This is a genomic window from Serpentinimonas barnesii, from assembly GCF_000696225.1.
GTDB lineage: Bacteria > Pseudomonadota > Gammaproteobacteria > Burkholderiales > Burkholderiaceae_C > Serpentinimonas > Serpentinimonas barnesii.
The window spans coordinates 13,966-34,099 of the sequence record NZ_BAWN01000022.1; the positions used below are offsets into that span (position 1 = coordinate 13,966).

Annotated in this window: 7 protein-coding genes; 4 read left to right on the forward strand and 3 right to left on the reverse strand. The window is 66.4% G+C overall.

Features of this window, described 5'->3' with window-relative positions:
* Positions 1-55: 55 nt before the first annotated feature.
* A complete protein-coding gene (locus tag SRAH_RS13140; protein ID WP_029462748.1) occupies positions 56-1,903 on the reverse strand; it encodes a methyl-accepting chemotaxis protein in 1,848 nt (615 codons plus the stop codon).
* Between the two features lie 161 nt (positions 1,904-2,064).
* On the opposite strand from SRAH_RS13140, the gene SRAH_RS07585 reads away from it, so the two are divergent.
* The 4 genes from SRAH_RS07585 to SRAH_RS07600 all read left to right on the forward strand — a co-directional run bounded on the left by SRAH_RS07585 (position 2,065) and on the right by SRAH_RS07600 (position 7,766).
* Positions 2,065-3,360 (forward strand): glutamate-5-semialdehyde dehydrogenase, encoded by a 1,296-nt coding sequence (locus tag SRAH_RS07585; protein ID WP_029462749.1) that lies wholly within the window; start codon positions 2,065-2,067, stop codon positions 3,358-3,360.
* A 2-nt stretch (positions 3,361-3,362) separates the two neighbouring features.
* Positions 3,363-4,652: a J domain-containing protein gene (locus SRAH_RS07590; RefSeq protein ID WP_029462750.1), complete on the forward strand. Its 1,290-nt coding sequence runs from the start codon at positions 3,363-3,365 to the stop codon at positions 4,650-4,652.
* Between the two features lie 25 nt (positions 4,653-4,677).
* Entirely contained in the window at positions 4,678-5,850 is a 1,173-nt protein-coding gene (mnmA, locus tag SRAH_RS07595; protein ID WP_029462751.1) for a tRNA 2-thiouridine(34) synthase MnmA, read from the forward strand.
* 74 nt (positions 5,851-5,924) lie between these two features.
* A complete protein-coding gene (locus tag SRAH_RS07600; protein ID WP_045476675.1) occupies positions 5,925-7,766 on the forward strand; it encodes a patatin-like phospholipase family protein in 1,842 nt (613 codons plus the stop codon).
* Between the two features lie 33 nt (positions 7,767-7,799).
* Here SRAH_RS07600 and SRAH_RS07605 read toward each other — a convergent pair whose 3' ends face one another.
* Positions 7,800-8,978 carry an ATP-binding protein gene (locus SRAH_RS07605; RefSeq protein WP_029462753.1) on the reverse strand — a complete coding sequence of 393 codons (1,179 nt, stop codon included), beginning with the start codon at positions 8,976-8,978 and terminating at the stop codon, positions 7,800-7,802.
* A gap of 179 nt (positions 8,979-9,157) precedes the next feature.
* Positions 9,158-19,918 (reverse strand): retention module-containing protein, encoded by a 10,761-nt coding sequence (locus SRAH_RS12060; protein WP_045476678.1) that lies wholly within the window; start codon positions 19,916-19,918, stop codon positions 9,158-9,160.
* Positions 19,919-20,134: the final 216 nt, after the last annotated feature.

A 20,134-nucleotide genomic window follows, 5' to 3' on the forward strand; every position in this document is an offset into this window, starting at 1 on the left:
AACCAATGCGCTCGAGTGGGAGCCGGGGCGCTTCCCCGCCCAACAAAACCACCCCTCAAAACGAAGTCCAGTCCCCTTCGGCTTCGGCCTTGGGTTTGGCGGTGGGAGGCAGCGCACGCGCAGGGGGCGCGAGGCGGCTTTGGGCCGCAGCGGGGCGCGGGGCGGACATGCGCGCCGATGCGGAACCTGATTGGCCCGCGGGTGCAGCGCGAGACGCTGATGCGGCACCCGCGCCACGGGCAGCCGATGCAGCGGGCGGTGCGGCTCTGTATGCAGCGGGCACAGCGGCCCTGGGTGCTGGCGCCGTGCGCGCCGGGGCCGCTGCACCACCTGCCCCACGCCCCACATCGCCCTGGTCCAGCTTGAACTGGCCCACCAGCGCGATCAAATGCGCCGCCTGGCCCTTGAGGCTCTCGGATGCGGCCGCGCTTTGCTCGACCAGCGCGGCGTTTTGCTGCGTGGCGTGATCGAGCTGCTGCACCGCTTGCCCGATCTGCCCGATGCCTTCGGACTGCTCGTTGCTGGCGGCGCTGATTTCGGCGATCAAATCGGTCACGCGCTTGACCTGGGAGACGATCTCGCCCACGCTCTGGCCGGCCTGCGCCACCAGTTGCGAGCCTTGCTCGACGCGCTGCACGCTGGCCCCGATCAGCTCCTTGATCTCTTTGGCTGCGGCGGCGCTGCGCCCGGCCAGGCTGCGCACCTCGGAGGCCACCACGGCAAAGCCGCGCCCTTGCTCGCCCGCGCGCGCCGCTTCCACGGCGGCGTTCAGGGCCAGGATGTTGGTCTGGAAAGCGATGCCGTCGATCACGCCGATGATGTCGGCGATTTTTTGGCTGCTGGCGCTGATCTCTTGCATGGTTCCCACCACCCGGCCCACCACCGCCCCACCTTGCTCGGCAGCGGCGCTGGCCCCGGCGGCGATCTGGCTGGCGGCGCGCGCGGTTTCGGCGTTTTGCTTGACGGTGGCGGTGAGCTGCTCCATGCTGGCCGCGGTTTGCTCTAGGCTAGACGCTTGCTGCTCGGTGCGCTGCGACAAATCGGCGTTGCCGCTGGCAATTTCGCTCGCCCCGGTGCTGATCGAGTCGGCGCTGGTGCGCACCTCGCCCACCACCCGCGCCAAGCTGGCGTTCATGGCGGCCAGGGCGCGCAGCAATTCAGCCACCTGATCGTGCCCGCTGGGCTCGAAGTGCGCGCTCAAATCGCCCGCCGCCACGGTTTGCGCCACGAGCAGCGCCTGCTCCAGCGGCCGTGTGATCGAGCGCGCAATGGCCCAAGCCAACAGACCACCCAGCAGCAGCCCGAGCAGGGTGCCCGCGATCATGATCACGTTGACGGCTTGGTTGGTGGCGTTGATGGCTTGGTACTTTTCTTGCACCAAGCTGTTTTCCACATCTTTGAGCCCGTCTAGGGTGGGGGTGAACGCGCGCTGCAGATCGCTCATGCGGGCCTGGTACAGCGCCTTGGCTTGCTCGGGCTGCCCGGCCAATATGGCATCCATGATCGGCAGCAGCCCCTGCGCCACATAGGCTTGGCGCGCCGTGGCAAAGGCGGCATCGGCCTGCTGTTCAGCGGCAGATTTTTCGCCCACCAGATGCTCCTCCCAGATCTGGTTGATTTTTTGAAGGTTGGCGCGCAGCTCGGTGTTGCGCGCCTGCACGTTCTCGGGCGCAGGGTCGAGCAGCGCATCCATCACCAGCACCCGGTTGCGCTGCACCATGTAGGTCATGTCTTTGAGCTTGGCCTGCGAAAGCACGCTCTCTTGGTAAAGCGACTCGGCCTGCACGTACATCCGATCGGTGGCTACAAAGCCCACCACCGCCAGCGCCAACATGAGCGCCAGCAAAACGGCGCTAAGCAAGCCCAAGCGCGGGCCAATTTTTAGGTCTTGCAGCAGGTTCATGCGCAGTCTCGTGGTTGTGGGGCAATGAGGTGAAAAACGGTCGGCGCCAAGGCCAAGCATCGGCTGGATGCCACCGCTGGCATTTTGCATGAAAAAAACGACATTTCCCCCATTCCCAAGGTCACGCACCCCCGCCCCCGCCTTGATGCGAAAATCCCCCCATGGATGCACCCGCCTACACCCCCGAACTCCTGCACCGCATGGGCCAGCAGGCGCGCGCCGCCGCCGCCCAAATGGCCTGCGCCAGCGCCGCACGCAAGGCCGCCGCGCTGCGCGGCCTAGCCGCTTTGCTGCGCAGCCACACCGAGCCGCTGCAAGCCGCCAACGCGCTCGACCTGGAGCGCGCGCGCAGCGCCGGACTGGCCGAGCCGCTGCTCGACCGCTTGCGCCTAAGCCCGGCCGCGCTCGAAACCTGCGCCCTGGGCTGCGAGCAACTGGCCGCCATGCCCGAGCTCATCGGCACCGTGAGCGGTTTGCAGCAGCAGCCCAGCGGCATCCGCGTGGGGCAGATGCGCGTGCCCATCGGCGTCTTTGGCATGATCTACGAGAGCCGCCCCAACGTCACCATCGAAGCCGCGTCGCTGGCCATCAAGAGCGGCAACGCGGCCATATTGCGCGGCGGCTCCGAGGCCATAGCCAGCAACCGCGCCCTGGCCGCGCTGGTGCAGCAGGCGCTGGGCGCAGCCGGTCTGCCGCCCGACGCGGTGCAGCTCGTTCCCTGCACCGACCGCGCCGCCGTGGGCCAGCTCATCGCCATGCCGCAGTATGTGGATGTGATCATCCCGCGCGGCGGCAAGGGCCTGATCGAGCGCATCAGCGCCGAAGCCAAGGTGCCGGTGATCAAGCACCTCGACGGCAACTGCCACACCTACGTCGATCACCCCTGCGACCTGGCGCTGGCCTTAAAAGTGACCGACAACGCCAAAACGCAAAAATACAGCCCCTGCAACGCCACCGAAAGCCTGCTGGTGGCGCGCGCCGTTGCAGCCGAGTTTTTGCCGCAGATCGGCGCCGTGTTTGCCGCCAAGGGCGTGGAAATGCGCTGCTGCCCCGAGTCTTTGCAGATTCTCCAGTCCTCCACCCAACTCAGCCCCGCCCCCCTGCTCAGCCCCGCCACCGAGGCCGACTGGAGCACCGAATACCTCGCCCCCATCATCAGCATCAAGCTGGTGGCGGGGCTGGACGAAGCCATTGCGCACATCAACCGCTACTCCAGCCACCACACCGACGCCATCCTCACCACCGACCACGGCCATGCGCAGCGCTTTTTGCGCGAGGTCGATTCCAGCAGCGTGATGGTCAACACCAGCACCCGCTTTGCCGACGGCTTCGAGTACGGGCTGGGGGCCGAAATCGGCATTTCTACCGACAAATTCCACGCTCGCGGCCCGGTCGGGGTCGAGGGCCTGACCTCGCTCAAGTACGTGGTGCTGGGCGAAGGCCAGGTGCGCGTCTGACCATGCCACCCCGCAAGCCCTCCCGCGCCCAAGCCAGCGCAGCCACCAGCGCACCCGACCCGCGCTTTGCCGAGCAGCCCAGCCTGTTCGACGAAGCCGCCGCCGCCCCACCGGCCCAAGCCGCTGCGGCCGCCCACCCCGCTGGCGCCCCCAGTGCCGCCACCGGCCTGCGCGTGCAAGCGCCGGGGCAGCGCCTGCGCTCCCCGGCGGGCAAGGCCTTTGAGCGCGAGCGCGAGCGCATCGAGCGCCTGCGCCAGCAGTTGCAAACGCTGGACGCCGTGGGCCTGGCGCACCGCGCCCAGTGCGCCCAGCGCCTGGCCCCGCTGCAGCAGCAAGAAACCGAGCTGCGCCGCCGCATGGTGCACGCGCTCGATGCCTGGTTTGATGGCGCGCGCAAGGGCCTAAGCCCGACTCAGTTGGCGCTGCTGCGCCAGATCGTGATTGCCCAAAGCCACAGCCTTGCGCTCGCAGGCGATGCCGACATGGCCGCCCTGCACGACCGGCGCAGCCCGCAAACCCTGGCTGAGCAGCGGCGCGAGCGGGCCCAAGCCATGCACCAGGAGCTGCAGCAAGACTTTGCCGACGCGCTCGACACCGAGCTGCCCGCCTTCGACCCCGACAACCCCGACGCCTCGCTGCACGCCACCATCGACCACCTGCGCCAGCGCCTGAGCGAGCAAGACGAGCTCAAAAAGGCCAAGCGCGCCCAGCGCCAGGCGCGCCGCAAACCCAGCGCCGCCCAAGAAACCGCCGCCGCCCACCTGGCCGACGCCGACGCCACGCTGCGCCTGCTCTACCGCCAGTTGGCCAGCGCGCTGCACCCCGACCGCGCCAGCGACGCCGCCGAGGTGGCACAAAAGCACGCGCTCATGAGCGCCGTCAATGCCGCCTACGCCCAGCGCGACCTGGTGGCCCTGCTGGAGCTGCAATGGCGCGCCGAGCTGGTGGACCCGGAACACCTCGAGCGCGTGGGCGAGCAGCGCCTAAAGAGCCTCACGCTGCTGCTCAAGCAGCAGGCCGCCGCGCTTGAGCGCGATCGCCAGGCCAGCCAGCAGCGCTGGTGCGCCGAATTTGGCCTGCCGCCCTACATCGCTTTCAGCCCCACCAGCTTGCACGACATGCTCCAGGACCAACTGGAAGATGTGCAAGCAACCATCGACACCATGCAGCACGACCTGCAACAGGTCGAGGCCCTGCCCAGCCTCAAACCCTGGCTCAACGAGCAGCGCCGCCTGATGCGCGCCGCCGAGCGCGAGCAACAGCGCCTGGCCGACTTTATGGCCTGGGACTAAAACCGCCACACCGCCACACCCAGCCATGCCAGCCCCACCCCGCGTCGTCGTCGGACTTTCGGGCGGAGTCGATTCCGCCGTCAGCGCCTGGCTGCTCAAGCAGCAGGGCTTCGAGGTGCTGGGCCTGTTCATGAAAAACTGGGAAGATGACGACCTCGAGGCCGGCCCCGGCGGCAGCGGCGCGCACTGCACCAGCCGCCAAGACTGGCTCGACGCCGCCAGCGTGGCCGACGTACTGGGCATCGAGATCGAATACGTCAACTTTGCCGCCGAGTACAAAGACCGCGTCTTTGCCCACTTTTTGCGCGAATACCAGGCCGGCCGCACCCCCAACCCCGACATCTTGTGCAACGCCGAGATCAAGTTCAAGGCCTTCCTCGACCACGCCCTGCGCCTGGGGGCCGAGCAGATTGCCACCGGGCACTACGCGCGCGTGCGCTTCGATGCCGCCAGCGCCCGCTACCAGTTGCTCAAGGGCCAAGACCCGCTCAAAGACCAGAGCTACTTCCTGCACCGCCTCACGCAAGCGCAACTGGCGCGCACGCGCTTTCCGGTGGGCGAGCTGCATAAGACCGAGGTGCGCCGCATTGCCGCCGAAATCGGCCTGCCCAACGCCAAAAAGAAAGATTCGACCGGCATTTGCTTCATCGGCGAGCGCCCCTTTCGCGAGTTTTTGGGCCGCTACCTGCAACACGCCCCCGGCCCCATCCGCGCCCCCGACGGGCGCACCATCGGACAGCACGTGGGCCTGAGCTTTTACACCCTGGGCCAGCGCCAGGGGCTGGGCATAGGCGGCATCAAGCCCAGTGGGGCGGCCAAAGCTGCCACCCAAGGCGGCCATGAACACGCGCCTTGGTTCGTGGCGCGCAAAGACATGGCCCACAACACCCTGTGGGCGGTGCAGGGGCACGATCATCCATGGCTGCTCGCACCAGACCTGCAAGCCAGCGACCCCAGTTGGGTGGCCGGCCAGCCCCCGCCCGCCGGAGCCTACGGCGCCAAAACCCGCTACCGCCAGGCCGATGCCGCGTGCCGCTTCGAGCCCGCCCCCGCAACCAAGGGCGCCCCCGACGAGCGCTTCGCCCTGCACTTCGAGCAGCCGCAATGGGCCGTCACCCCCGGCCAGAGCGCGGTGCTCTACGACGGCGAAGTGTGCCTGGGCGGCGGGGTGATTTACGGCTCCGGCGCTGCCGCCTAGAAAGTTCACCGGGAGTTCACCGGGATCCGCAAATTTGATTAAACTTGCAGCTTTCGGCCCAGCGGAGACCCCCCATGCCACCTGACGAACACCCACAGCGGCGCGAGCGCCTGGGCCATTACCTGCAAACCCAGTTTGGCCAGATGGACCCCGAGGTGCTGGACGCTGTGTGCGCGCACTTCACATGGGTCGAGCTCGAAGCCGGCGAGGTGCTGATGCAGCAAGGGCAGGTGGCCGATGCCGCCTACCTGAGTCTGAGCGGGCGCCTGCGCGTGTACGTCGAAGGCCCCGAGGGTGCGCGGCGCGCGGTGCGCGAGCTTGGGCGCGGCGAGATTTTGGGCGAAATCGGCCTCTACAGTGAAGCCCCGCGCTCGGCCACCGTGGTGGCGCTGCGCCACAGCGTGCTGGCCCGGCTCGAAAAAGCGCACTTCCACGAGCTGGTGCAACGCTATCCGCAAGCCTCGTTTGCGCTCACGCGCCAGATCATCGAGCGCTTGCAAACGCAGCACAACAGCCGGCCCGAAACGGCCCCGGTCATGCTCTGCCTGTTGCCCATCACCGCCCACGTGCAGGCCACCGAACTGGCCGAAAAGCTGCGCCTGGCCCTAGAACCCTATGGCCGCGCCTGCTGCGTTGGGGCTGCCCAGGTGCGCGCCCAGGCGCAGCAACAGCACGGCCAGGCCACCGATTCGGCCTGCGCCCAGGTGCTCGACGCACTCGAAACCCAGCACGACTTCGTGCTCATGCTCGGCGACAACGCCGACGAGGGCTGGAGCCGCCTGTGTGCGCGCCACGCCGACGAAATCTTGCTGCTGGCCCAGGCCAGCGAGCCGGCCCAAATCCACCCCATCGAGCACGCCTGCCTGGGCGCCCTGCAGCAGTCCAGCGAACCCAACCAAACCCTGCTGCTGCTGCACCCGGTCGAGCTCAAATCGCCGCTCGGCATGCGGCGCTGGATCGACCGGCGCCCGGTGGGCGCGCACCTGAACCTGCGCCCCGCGCTAGAGCGCGACGTGCAGCGGCTGGCGCGCATCCTCAGCCACAACGCCACCGGGCTGGTGCTGGCCGGCGGCGGCGCGCGCGGGCTGGCGCATCTGGGCATCTGGAAAGAGCTGCAACGCCGCGGCATCGAAATCGACTGCGTGGGCGGCACCAGCATCGGCGCGGTCATGGCCGCCCTCATCGCCGCCGACGCCGGGGTCGAGCCCACCATCGAGCGCGCCCGGCGCGCCTTTCGCATCAACCCCACCGGCGACTACAACTGGCTGCCGCTGGTCTCGCTCATCCGGGGGGGCCGGGTGCGGAAATTGATCGACAGCACCTTCCACGAGCTCACCGGCGGTCAGGCCGACGTGGTCGATCTGTGGAAAGGCTTTTTTTGCATCGCCAGCAACTACTCGCGTGGGCAAGAGCTGCGCCTGCAGCAAGGCGACTTGAGCCAGGCCCTGCGCGCCAGCCTGGCCATCCCCGGCGCGCTGCCGCCGGTGGTGCACGACGGCGAGCTGCTGTGCGACGGCGGCACCTTCAACAACTTTCCCGTCAACGTGATGCGCGTGCAGCGCGGCGTGCGGCGCGTCATCGGCGTCGATCTGAGCGCGCGCAGCACGCGCCGCCTCACTTTCGACGAAATCCCCGGCCCGTGGACGCTGCTGCTCGACCGCCTGCGCCCGCGCGCCAGCCAGCGCTACCGCCTGCCCTCGCTGGTGTCGTATTTGCTCAACGTCTCGATCCTCTACAGCGTGTCGCGCCAAGCCGAATCGCGCCGCCAGTGCGACCTCTACCTCAACCCGCCCCTGCTCAAGATCGGGCTGCTGCAGTGGAACCAGTTTGACACCATCGTGCAACAAGGCGAGCAGCACGCGCGCGAGGTGCTGGACCAGCAGGCTGCAGAAACACCCCAGAGCCTGAAGCCCTGACCCCGCCTGCTCCCCCGATCCACTTGGGCGTTGCTATGCGGCGCACACCTGCGCGGCGGCGGCTAGCGGGTTCATCACTTCAATGCCATCGCGCATCGGGTAGGGCTCGCCCACCGGTGCCACCAGCAATTTGCGGCTGGCGCCCACGTCGGTGGCGGCCAGGTGCATCCCCTTGGAGACCGTGGGTGCCGACGAACGCTTGATTTCAAGCACCCAGGTTTGGCCATTGCGCCAGCTCAGCACCAGGTCGGCCTCGGCCCCATGGGCGGTGCGGTAGAAGCTGGCCTCGGCCTGTGGGGCCGCCGCCAGCAGTTGCTCGATCACAAACCCCTCCCAGCTCGCGCCGGCCACCGGGTGGCTCAGCACCGATTCCAAAGTCTCTAGGCCGAGCAGGGCGTGGACGACGCCGCTATCGCGCACATACACCTTGGGCGCACGCACCAGCCGCTTGCCGGTATTGCCATGCCAGGCCGGCAGGCGGCGCACCAGCATCAAATCGCTCAGAATGTCGATGTAGCGCGCCACCGTCTGCCCGCTCACCGCAAGCGACGCCGCCAACTGCGACTGATTGAGCAAGCCCCCTTGCACGTGGGCCAACATAGTCCACAGGCGGCGCAGGGTGGTGGCGGGAATGCGCGGACCCAGCGCCGGGATGTCGCGCTCCAGATAGGTGCTGACAAAGGCTTCGCGCCAGCGCAGGCTGGCCGCATCGTCCGGCGCCAGCCATGACAAGGGAAAACCGCCGCGCACCCAGAGTGGGTTGAGGTCGGTGCCGCTTGCAGCGCTGGGCAGCACCTCGCGGGCCTGGAAGGGCGTGAGTTCCAGTTGAGCAACCCGCCCCGCCAGGCTTTCGCTGGTTTGGCGCAACAGCACACCGGACGCCGAGCCGAGCAGCAGGAACTGCCCCGCGTCCTCGCCACCGCGCCGGCGGATGTCGATGACACCGCGCAACACGGCAAACAGTTCGGGCAGGCGCTGAACTTCATCCAAAATCACCAGCCGATGCCGCTGCGCCAGCAGAAATGCCTCCGGGTCATCCAACTTGCGCTGGGCCGAGGGAAGCTCCAAGTCCAAGTAGAGCGCATCACCGCGCCGGGCCATTTCGGCCAGCGCCAAGGTGGTTTTGCCAACCTGACGCGGCCCCAAGAGCACCACTGCCGGGAACTGGGCCAGCCGTTCAGTGAGTTGTTGCTGTACGAAACGCGGGTTCATCCGTGCAATTTACCATACTTGTGGAGCATTTACACGGTTGGCACCCACATGCCGCGACGGTGGTGCTGGACCAGCAGGCTGCGGGGGCGGCGGCACCGCCGGCCTGAAGCCCACACGAACGCACCCAGCAAAAAAAGGGGGCGCATTGCGCCCCCCCTTGCTATGGCCCCTCGGGCCGATCAGTCGGTGCGCAAGTGGCCACCATCGCGCAGTCTGGCGAGGATGTCGGCCTCCGACGGGCTGCCCGACATGCCCAGCGCCTGCGCCAGTGCGGCTTGGCTGGCAAAGTTGTCGAAGACGATGTTCTGCGTGGGCTCGAAGGTGCCGCCGCCGTCGTGATCGACCTGCAGCACCAACTTGCCGCCTTCGGTGTCAAAGCGCAGGTAGTTGCTGAGGGGGTTGCCAGTCTCGCCCTGCAACAAGTCGCGCAGGTCGAGAGCGTCGCCTTGGCCGGGGTTGAAGTCGGTGATCACATCGCGCGCCGGGTTGCCGGTGCTGCCTTGGTCGCCCAAGCGCCATGCGAACACGTCGGCGCCCAAACCGCCGGTCAGGGTGTCGTTGCCGGTGCCGCCCATCACCAGGTCGTTGCCATCGCCCCCGCTGAGGGTGTCGTTGCCGGCACCGCCGTAGACCACGTCGTTGCCGCCCAAGCCACCCAAGGTGTCGTTGCCGTCGCCACCGCCCACCAGTTCGGCCGAGCTGCTGTTCGTCGTGGAGTAGGGGAAGTTGGTCAAGTTGACCGTCAGGTTGGCGGTGGCGGTGTCGCCGTCGGGCTGGAGCAGGGTGTAGCTGAACACATCTTGCGCGCCGTTCGGGTTGTCGCGTTGGTTCGGGGTGTAGGTGTAGGCGCCCTGGGCGTTGATGCTCAGGCTACCAAACTGGCCCACAATCACCGTTTCTCCGCTGACCGCCACGTTGGTCACCCTGCCGCCCACTGTGACCTGCGACACCACGCCCCCTTCGAGGCCGACGTCGTCGTTGGCCAGCACATTGCCCACCGCCATCATGCCCGCCACCCACAGCATATTGGGCGTGGCAACGGATTGCGTCACCCACCGGGCCGGGGTAAAGGTGCGGCTGATGACCTGCAAGTCATCCAGATAGGCCTTCAGGTTGTCGCCGCTCGTGTTGTCATCCCCCACAAGGCGCAGGCGGTAGGTGCCACCGGTGGTAACGGTGAAGGTTTGGTTGTCGGCGTCGTTGCTGAACGTGAGGGGGTTGCCGACCACAAGGCCGGTGGCGTTGTTCACCAGCTCCACCCGCACCACGTCGCCACTGCGATGCCCATCGACATCGATATCGAAGCGCACCGTGGCCGGATTGGCGGCGTTGGCCGCGAAGGTGAAGTCACTGGTTTCCAGAGTCAATGCGGAACCGAGATGGTCCGGATTGATTTCCCATTTTCCAGCCACCGATGTCGTGGTGCTGGTGGTGCTCCAGCTCTCTGGTTGCAGCACCTGCACGTTGCGGTTGCTGGCCGAACCGATGATCCAGTTCCCCTCGCTGGCAGTGGCGCTGTCGTGGTTGGCCACCGGCTGGTGATCAATCACGTTGATGTTGAGCGCACCACTGGCGGTGTCGCCGTCGCGGTCCACGAGTTTGTAGGTGAACGCGTTCGTCGAGTCGTTGGGGTTGGCGCTGGTGGTGAAGCTGTAGGCCCCGGTGGCGAAGTTGACACTGAGCGTGCCGCCCGATGCGACCAGCGTGAGGGTCTGCGTGCCTGCATTGAACAGGGTGGATGCGCTGGTGTGCTCCACGTTGTTGAAGGTGACCGAATGAATCGGGCGCGTGCCAGCCCCATCGGCGCCAAAGCGTGCATCGGGGGTGCCGTCGGTGAGCAGGTTGCCGCTCACGGTGCTGCCGCTGCTCACGGTGCCGCTGAGCACCTGACTCAGTTGCGACAGGTCGGTGACCGCGATCGGGCTGAGGTTTTGTTCGGCAATGCCGTCGAAGGCAATCGGGTCGAGTTCGTCGTCGATCTCACCCGAGTTGACCACCAGCCCAGCGCCCATGCCCAAGGCAAAGGATTTGATGTCGTTGGTGCGCAGGAAGGCTTCCCACCGGGCCTGCTCTTGGGTGCCGATGCCGCTGTCGTCGGTGGTGGCGGCAGTGGGGCCGTGTTCGTTGAGTTGATCGCTGCCCCGGTTCGGTTCGCCATCCGAGAGGAAGTACGACACGTTAACGCCTGTGGGGATTTTGCCCGGTGACTCGAAGGCAGTCATGGCGGCGTTGAGGGCAGCATCGAAGTTGGTGAAGCCACTGCCGGCGTCATTGGCCAGTGCGCTGATCCAGTTTCTGGCTGCTGTGGCAGTCATCCACGCATCGCCCACAGCAGCAGCCACGTCGCTGAAAGTGACGATGCGCACCATCACGTCGCCCATGCCGTCGTAGGTGTTGATGAGCCGCTCCATCGCATCCTTGGCCACCGACAGGCGGGTCTGGGTGCCGGCGGCCGGCAGGGCGTCGTCGTCCATGCTGCCCGACAGGTCGAGGATGAACATCACGTTGTGATTGGCTTGCCCAATTTCGTTGACGCTGACGTTGATGGCCTGCGGCACGGCGGGCATGTCGTCTTCGATTGCCACGTTCAAGTTTGCGGACGCAGCCGGGTTGGTCCCGTCGGTGAGCTGCACCCGCACGTTGAAATTGACCACGTCTTCCACGCCCTTGTTGGGGTGCTGGATTGGGCGCAGCAGCTCGACTTGGTAGCCTACGCTGGTGCCGGTGCCGGAGGTCACGGATGGGCTGCCGCCGTTGAGGCTGATGCGCAGCACGGCGTCCGCACCGGCGCTGGCGATGAGCACAGCGCCACTGGTGCCGTAGGTCCACGTGATAGCGGTTTCACCCAAGGAGGTGGGCAAGCCGTCGATTAGCAAACCCACGGTCAGCGGCGCGCTGCCGTTGCGAACAATGTTCAGGCTGCCGCTGGCGCTGGCGTCGTTGGTGGTGTCTGGCGTGCCGGTGGTGTCTGCAATGCCGTTGGACAAGCCTTCTTCGGATACGCTGGCCGACGCTCCACCGATGGTGGGCACGGTGTCGTTGTCGACGATGGTGGCCGTGGCGGTGTCGCTCACGACCGTGCTCGAGCTGGTGAGCGTGGCACCCAGGGTGAAGGTCTCGTCGTTTTCGTCGAGCAGGTCGTTGACGGTGCTGGTGCGCACCAGCACGCTGCTGCTGCCCGCTGGCAGGCTGATGGCGCTGCTGTAGTTGCTCCAAGTCGTGCCGCCGTTCAGGCTGAACTCGAACACCTGGCGGCTGTAGTCGGCCGGGCTGATGGCTGGGTTGAGGGCCGTGCCGTCGGCCAGCGTGAGCGCCAGCTTTGAGCCGGCGGCGGCGTGGTTGACCAGCACCTCGAACACGGCTGGCTGGCCTTCGGGCACGGTGATGTCGCCCGTTGCGGTGCCGGGTGCGCCCACTTGCACCGTAGGCACGCTGCCGGGGTTGACGTTGACCGTGAAGTTGGCGGTTGCAGCGTCTCCGTCGCGGTCGGTGGCGGTGACTTGGAAGCCGAGCTCCAAATTCGGCGGGTTGATGCGGTCGATGACGCTGAAATTCTGAATGCGCACCGATTCGTTGCTGTCCATGACAAAACGCACGTCCACAAGCGAGAACTCGGCGTCGGATTGGATCGATGCCAACTGACCTGCCGACTTCAAGCCCGACAGGGTCAAGCTGCCGGCATCGACCAGGGTCGTGCCGTCGGCCTCGTAAGCGCGCCATTCGACGGTCACTTGGTTGATGTTGCCCCCAGCACCCTCAACGGTGAAGGACAAGCCGTCTGCAGGGCTGGTCATGCTGGCCCGGAAGCCCTCGTTGTGGTTGAGGTTGCCGTTCTTCATGCCGAAGCCGATGTTGTTCGGATTCAGGTTGTCGTCCCCGCTGGTCGTGCCGGGGTTCTGCGGCGTGCCCACACCGCCTGCGTTGTTAAACAGCAGGCCGTCGAAGGTCACGACATTGGTCCCTGCGTTGACTGCGATGGTTTCCACGGGCCCGCCGGCGCCGAATTGGCTACCGATGGCGATGGTCTGCGTCGGCTGCGGCGTAACGAGGTTGAAGGTGTAGCTGCCGCTGTCGTTCAACACCAGGGTGTAGAACACCGTGCTGCTGCCTTCGATGGTGGCGGTGAGGGTCCTGCCGTCGGTCGAGAGGGATTCGGTGATGCCGGGCTGATCGGGCCAGTCCGACAAGCGCAGGGCCTGCAAGGTTGCCGGGCCATCGGCTCCGAAGAGCAAGCCGTTGATGTTGCCGGTCAGGCTCGTCACCTGGTTGGCCAGCGTCAGATTGTCCGCGCTGGTGATGACGGGCATATCGTCTTCGATGGTGACGCTGATGCTGCCTGTATCAGGCGGATTGACCCCATCGGAGATGCTCAGGCCCACGCTCAACGAGAGCACGTCTTCCACGTTGATGGTGGGATGCTGGATGGGTTGCAGCAGTGTGACTGTGTAGCTTACCGAAGTGGCACCCGCACCCACGGCGGTGTTGCCGCCGTTGAGGGTGATCTGGATGACCGGCGTGGTGCCCGAGCTGCCGATGAGCACCGCTGGGTTGGCGCCATGGCTCCAGGTGAGCGTTGTGCCGCCGATTGTGGTGGGCGAGCTGGGAACCGTCAAGGCCACGGTCAAGGAAGCCAAACCGTTGCCGGTGAGCGTGATGTTGCCGCTGGCGCTGGCGTTGTTGGTGCTGTCTGGCGTGCCGGCGTCGTCTGGTATGCCGACGATGGTCAAGCCTTCTTCGGATACGCTGGTAGTCGCATCACCGATGGTGGGCGTGTCGTCGTTGTCGACGATGGTGGCGGTGGCGCTGTTCGCAGCCGGGTTGACCGTTGCACCGCTGGCCGCACTGATGGTGGCGATCACGGTTTCGTTGGCTTCGTCGATGAGGTCGGGCGTCGGGTTGGCGATGAAGGTGACGCTGGTCTGGCCAGCCGGGATGGTGACGGTGCGGGTGCTGGTGCCCGGCAGGCCAGTCACCACATAGTCGGTGCCCTCGGCGGCGCTGCCGCTCAGGCCGATGGTCACCACGGTGGCGGTCGCAGAGGCCCGGTCTAGGCTCACGGTGAAGGTGACGTCAAGGTTGCCGTCCTCGTCCACTGTGGCGGGGTTGGCTCTGATCGAGACCACGGGTGGGGTGCCGTCTTCGAACTTGAACTGGGCGCTGATGTCGAGTGTTTCGCTGTCGCGGGCCGTGTCGCCGTCGCCGTCGGTGATGCTGGCGTTGGCGGTCAGCAACACGCTGCCGGCACTCAAGCCCACCAAGCTGCCACTGATGGCGTGATCGATCTCGCTGTGCTGGGTCAGGGTGACTTGGCCTGTGGCTGTGACGCTGATTTCGAACACGGTGTTGGCAGCCGTAACGCCGCCGGACGCGGTGGCGGTGGAGCCGAGCAGCTTGCCATTGCTGAGGTACAGCGCAACGGGTAGCCCGCCGGCAGTGAGGCCGGTAACTGCTTGGCCGACGCCGAGGGCGTAGGTGGTGATATGGGTGCCGGCGCCGCTGGTGCCATCGGCGCTGGGGGTAGGTGTAACCGTGAACCGGTTGGCGAAATTGCCGCTAGCGGTATCGGAAACCGCTGTGGTGATGTTGCTGCTGACGGTGTCGATCGTCTGTGCGTCTTGCGTGGTGAGCACGGGCAACGCTGAGCCGTTGGTCGCCAAGGCAACGTCGATACTCGGGCCGTCGTCAAGGATGCTCACCAAGCGGCCCACATCGACTGTGGCGGTGGCGGTGTCGCCGTCGCCGTCGGTGGCGGTCAGGCGCAGGCTAATGACGTTCGGATTGAGGCTGACGCTGTCGTTGGGGTTGTTGGGGTTGCCATGCACCACGGCGCGCTGCTGGTCGAAAGTGACTACGCCGGTGGCGGGGTTGACGCTCATGACGAAGACGGTCGGGCCACCGATTCCAGCCACGCCGAACACTTTTCCTGCGTCGGCGCCGGTGCCGAGCCGGATCACCACGAACGCTTCGCTGAGGGTATCGGTCAGGCCGGTTGGGGTGCCATTCGTGGCAAGCAAGTCGTAGGTTTTGCCGCCGTTGCTGGCTGCCGCACCGTCGGCACCAAAGCTGACGGTAAAGCGCTGCGCCGCGCCGCCGCCGCTGGCATCGGTGCCCATGAGGGTTTCATCGACCAGCAAGGGGTTGTTGGCCGACAGGCGGATGTTGTCGAGGTAGGCGCCCAAGGTGTCGCCGTTGACGTCGTCGGACAAGCCCGCAAAGCTCAGGGTCTGCAGGCCGGGGGTGACGTTGCTAAAGACCAAGGCAATGCCGGTCCAGCCGTTGTTGCCCGGGGTCTGGGTGGCGGTTACGCCAGAGGGCGTAGTGATGCTGACAACGCCGTTGGCATCGGCGCTGATGGTGACTTGCACGCCGTTGAGGCTCACGGTCATGCCGCTGTCGGCGGGGTCGGCCGGGCGCGGCTGGTAATCGAAAGACATGCCAAAGGTGCTGCCGGGCACGTCGATCCGGGTCGTGAGCACGCTCAGGGTGTTGGGGCTGGCGCTGCCGCCAGCTAGGTTGTGCGCTTCGAGCTCGGCCTTGTTGTTGCCGTCAGAGGGCAGCGCGCCACCGACGTCGCCGCGCTGGATTTCAATGCCGGCTGCGTTGAGCGTCCAGACGATGCCGTCGTTGCCGGTGAGGGTGCGACCGCCTTCGCCAACGACGAACCAGCCGCCTTGGTTGGGCTCGTTGGTGACAAAGCCCTCGAAGGATTCGCGCAGGGCTTGGGTCGGGGAGGTGGTGATGCTCGGCACATCGTCTTTGACCGACAGGTTGAAGGTGGCAGTGGCCGCGTCACCGTCGCGGTCGGTGGCCACGACCCCGATGGAGCCGAGGTTGAGCACCTGCTCGCCATTGCCGACGGCGTGGCGCAGGTTGTCCGACAGGGTGGCGGTGACGGTGACGTTGCCGGTTTGGCCGTGCGCGATGCTCGTCGGGGCGCTCAGGGTGAGGGTGAGGGCGACTTGGGTGGTGTTGGCAAAGGTGGCGGTGACGGTTTGGCCATCTGTGCTGCGCGTCCAAACAAGTTCGTCGCCGGTGACAGCATTGGTGTTGCGCACCAGTTGCGCCAAGCTGGTGGAGAAAGCAAAGCCCGACAGGTCGTCCGAGCCGGCGGCGAAGCTCACGCTTGCTTGGACTGATTCGAGGGTGCTGGCCGGGTTGCTGCCGCTGGCGTTGGCATTGCCCAGCGCTTCTTCGTCCAGCGCCAGCGTGACCGGGCCGCCTGCTCTCGGGTCAGTGCCGTCTTTTACCGTAATGCGGTGGCTGTCGGACTGCGTATCGCCATCGGCATCGGTGACGCGGACGGAGAAGTCGAAGCTAACGCCGCTGGGGTTGTTCAGGTTCGGGTTCGGGTCGAAGCTCCAAGTGCCGCCGCTGATGACGGTCAGGGTGCCGATGTTTTGGTTGCCCACCGTCACGGCGATGGGGCTGCCGAGGACATGGTCTTGGCCGCCTACGCGCACCACGATCGACGAACCCGCTTGGTCGGCACCCACGGCATCACGCCACGTACCTGTGATCGGGCTGGCAGCGTCCTCACGCACCCATGTCGGTCCTTCGATATCCGGGTCACGCGGAATGTCGTCGATAACGACAATGCTCAAGGCGTTGCTCAGCGTGAGCGCGTCGCCGTCGAAGTCGGTGGCCACGATGGCCGAGGACAGGTCCAAGGTGCGCGAGTTCTCGCCGTTGCCCGAGGCATGGTCGATCGGGGCGCGCAAGGTGAAGGTGTAGCCGCCGTTGGTTTGCAGCACCAGCGTGAAGACGGTTGTGTTGCCTGCGCTGGCGGTGAGCGTGTTGCCGCTGACGGCGTAGGTGACGGCCACACCACCGGAAGTCAGGGTTGGCAGGCCGGTGGTGACCGGGTTCAGGCTGAAGGTGAGGCCTTCGTCGGCACCTGCCTCGACTTGGCCAGAAACGCTGCCGCTTTCCACCAAGCCAAGGTTTGGCCACTCCCGATTGCCGCCGGGCAGCGCTTCTTCTTCAACCGTGCCGCCAGCGGGTTTCCAACCGTCGAGCTTGGGCACGTCGTCGGTCACGTTGAGGGTGAAGCCTTGGCTGAGCGTGAGGGCGTCGCCATCGGCGTCGGTGGCGCGGATGACGGAGGAGAGGTCGAGCGCCAAGCTGTTCGCGCCCTGACCGGTTGCGTGGTCGAGCTGGTCGAACAGGCGGAAGGTGTAGTTGCCGTTGGGCTGGAGTTCGAGCGTGAAGACGGTGCGCGCCGCATCCCCGGTGCCTGCCGTCGCGGTCAGCGTGTTGCCGCTGACGGTGTAGCTCAGGCCCGCGCCCTTGGAGCTGAGGTTCTGGCTTGCAAGGGCCGTGAAATCGGTGGCCAAGCCAAAGCCGTTGGCACCCGCACCATCGGCACCAAAGCTGACCAAGGTGGCCAGCGAGCCGCTGACTTGGGCGGGGCCTCGATCTTGGCCCGGGCCGCCCGTCAAGGAGCCGTCGGCGTTGCCATCGTTGGGCGAGGTGCCGCTGGACAAGCGCGTGTTGATGTCGTTTTCGGCCACAGTGGCGCTCACCGAGCGCTCGGCCACGGCCACTGGCACATCGTCGATGATGTCGATGCGCACCGTCACGCCGCCGGGCACGGCGTCGCCGTCGCCGTCGACGGCGTTGAAGATGAAGCCGCTTTCCAGCAGGCTCACCACGTTGTCGTGCGGGCCGCTGATGAGCAGGTTGTCGAGCAGGGTGACGGTGTAGCTGCCGTCGGCGTTGACCTGCAGGCTGACGGCGGCACCGCTGTCGCCTGTTTGCACTTGGCCGTTGGCACCAAGGAAGACCGTGGCTGAACCACCGGTCGGCACCGTAGCCGCGCCGCCGTTCCAGCTCACCCCGGTGACGCGGCCAAAGCCGTCGGCACCCCAGTTGACGTTGTCCACAATCGTGCCGCTGGCGCTGAGCAACTCGGGCATGCCGTCGTTGCCTTCGCTCTCGCCCGTGCCGCGCAAGGCACGCAGGTCGTCTTCGTCCAAGGTGTGGGTGTCGGTGACGCCCTCTTTGAGGCTCGGGCCGTCGTCGGCAATGCTCACCAAGCGCCCCACATCGACCGTGGCGGTGGCGGTGTCGCCGTCGGCGTCGGTGGCGGTCAGGCGCAGGCTGATGACGCCTGCTGCAAGGCTGACGCTGTCGTTGGGGTCGTTGGCGTTGCCATGCACCACGGCGCGCTGCTGGTCGAAGCTGACCACGCCGGTGGTGGGGTTGACGCTCATGACGAAGACGGTCTGCTCGGTACCGTTTTCAGTCACGACGCCACGCACGTTGCCGTTGGCATCCACGGTGATCAGCACGGCTTGGCCGCTGGTGGTGTCGATCAGGCCGGTTTCGTCCCCAGCCTCGGCCTCCAGTGTGTACAGCTTGCCGCCGCCCAAGGCCGGCCCATCGGCACCAAAGCTGACGGTGAAGTGCACCGTGCCGGGGTCGGAGGTGTCATCGAGTGCGAAGTTGGTCTCGTCAACCGTCAACTGGGGCGATGGAAGCGGCCCATAGCCATTGGACGGAGAGGTGTCGTCGAAATAGTATTCCTCATCGGGGATCCGCCCGACCAACTCGATCACCGGGATGTCATCGAGCACATCAACGTTGACGCGCACGCCACCCACGATCGGGTCGCCGTCGCCATCGACGGCGCTGATGGTGAAGCCGCCTTGCAGCAACGCTTGCAGGTCTTCGCCTTGGATGCCGTGCGTTTGGGCGCGCAGCAGCTCAAATTCGTATGTGCCGTCAGCGCCCAGCGTGAGCCGGATGGCGGCGCTGTCGGTCGTGCCCAGCGAGCCGTTGGCGTTGATGTACAAGGTGGCGCTGGAGTTGGGCTGCACCGCCGCGCTGCCGCCGCTCCAACTCACGCCGGTGACGCGGCCAAAGCCGTCGGCGCCCCAGTTGACGTTGTCCACGATGTTGCCGCTGGCGATGGTGGAGCCGCTGCCGGCGCTTTCGCCGATGCGGCTATCGTCTGCATTGCCGTTGGGGAGGCCGTCTTCGTCGAGCTCGATCACGTCGGCACGCGGCACCAGCCCGCCTTCACCTTCATCCTGCACGGCCACCGGCACATCGTCTTGCACATTGAGTTGCAGGTTGATGGTGAGGTAACCGCCGGTGCCTGCCGTGCCGACGAGGGCGATCGGGCTCAGGGCCAGCAGCTCTTCGAGGGTGCCGGAGGTGGGGTGGTTGAGCGCGCCGACCACGGTGAGGGTGTAGGTGCCGTCGGGCTGCACGAAGAGCAGCACCGCGGGCGCCGTGGTGGCACCGGGTGGGATGACTTGGCCGTTGGCGTCGAAAGCCAGGGTGCTGCCGCCGGGCGCAATGGCGATGAAGCCCAAGCCCGGCACGCTGAAGCTGCTAAGAAAGCCGCCGATGCCGGTGAGGAAGTTGCCGCTCAGGGTGAAGGGCAGGCCGTCTTCGGTTTCGTCGTTGCCTTCGAGCAGGGGGTTGGATTCTTCTTCGAGCGTGAAGGCCAGATCGACGGTGACGGGGGCCGGAGCGCCTTCGATCACGTCGTCCACGTCAGCGGCGGCGGCATTGAACTGGAACGCCAGCGGATCAACCGGTTCGGTCACGCGCAGCAGGCGCACAAAGTCGCTGCCCTCGCCGGCACCGGCGGCCACAGCACCGGCGGCGGCGGGGTCCACTTGCTCCAGCAGGTCTAGGCCTTGCTCCAGAATCTGGACGATTTCGGCCACGGTGGTGGGTTGCACAGCGGCGTCGGCGGCTTGCGGGGTGGCGTCGGTAAGGGCGACGGTTTCATCGACGCGCAGCGCCTGGTTGGGGCCCATGGCTAGGGTTTGGCCGTCGGCCAGCAGCAGCTCGACGCGGGCGCCGGCTTGGGTGCGGATGACGTCGCCGCGCTGCACGACCTCGCCCACTTGCAGGGCACGGGTGGTGCCGTCGGCCTTGACGATGACGGCGTTGCCGGTAACGGCGGTGACGGTGGCTTGGCTCATGGTGGCGCTCCAGTGGTATATGACGATGGGCGCAGCTTAAGGGCTGGTGGCGGCCTTTGGCAATTGGACTTTGGTACAGTTTTGCGGGCTTGCAGGGCAAATGCGGGTTTTCCACTACTGGCCGGAGTCCCTTGACAAAAACAACAAAAGTGTTCAGTATCACCACATGAACTCGAAGCAGATGAAGAAATGGCTTGAGCAGCAAGGCCTATGCAC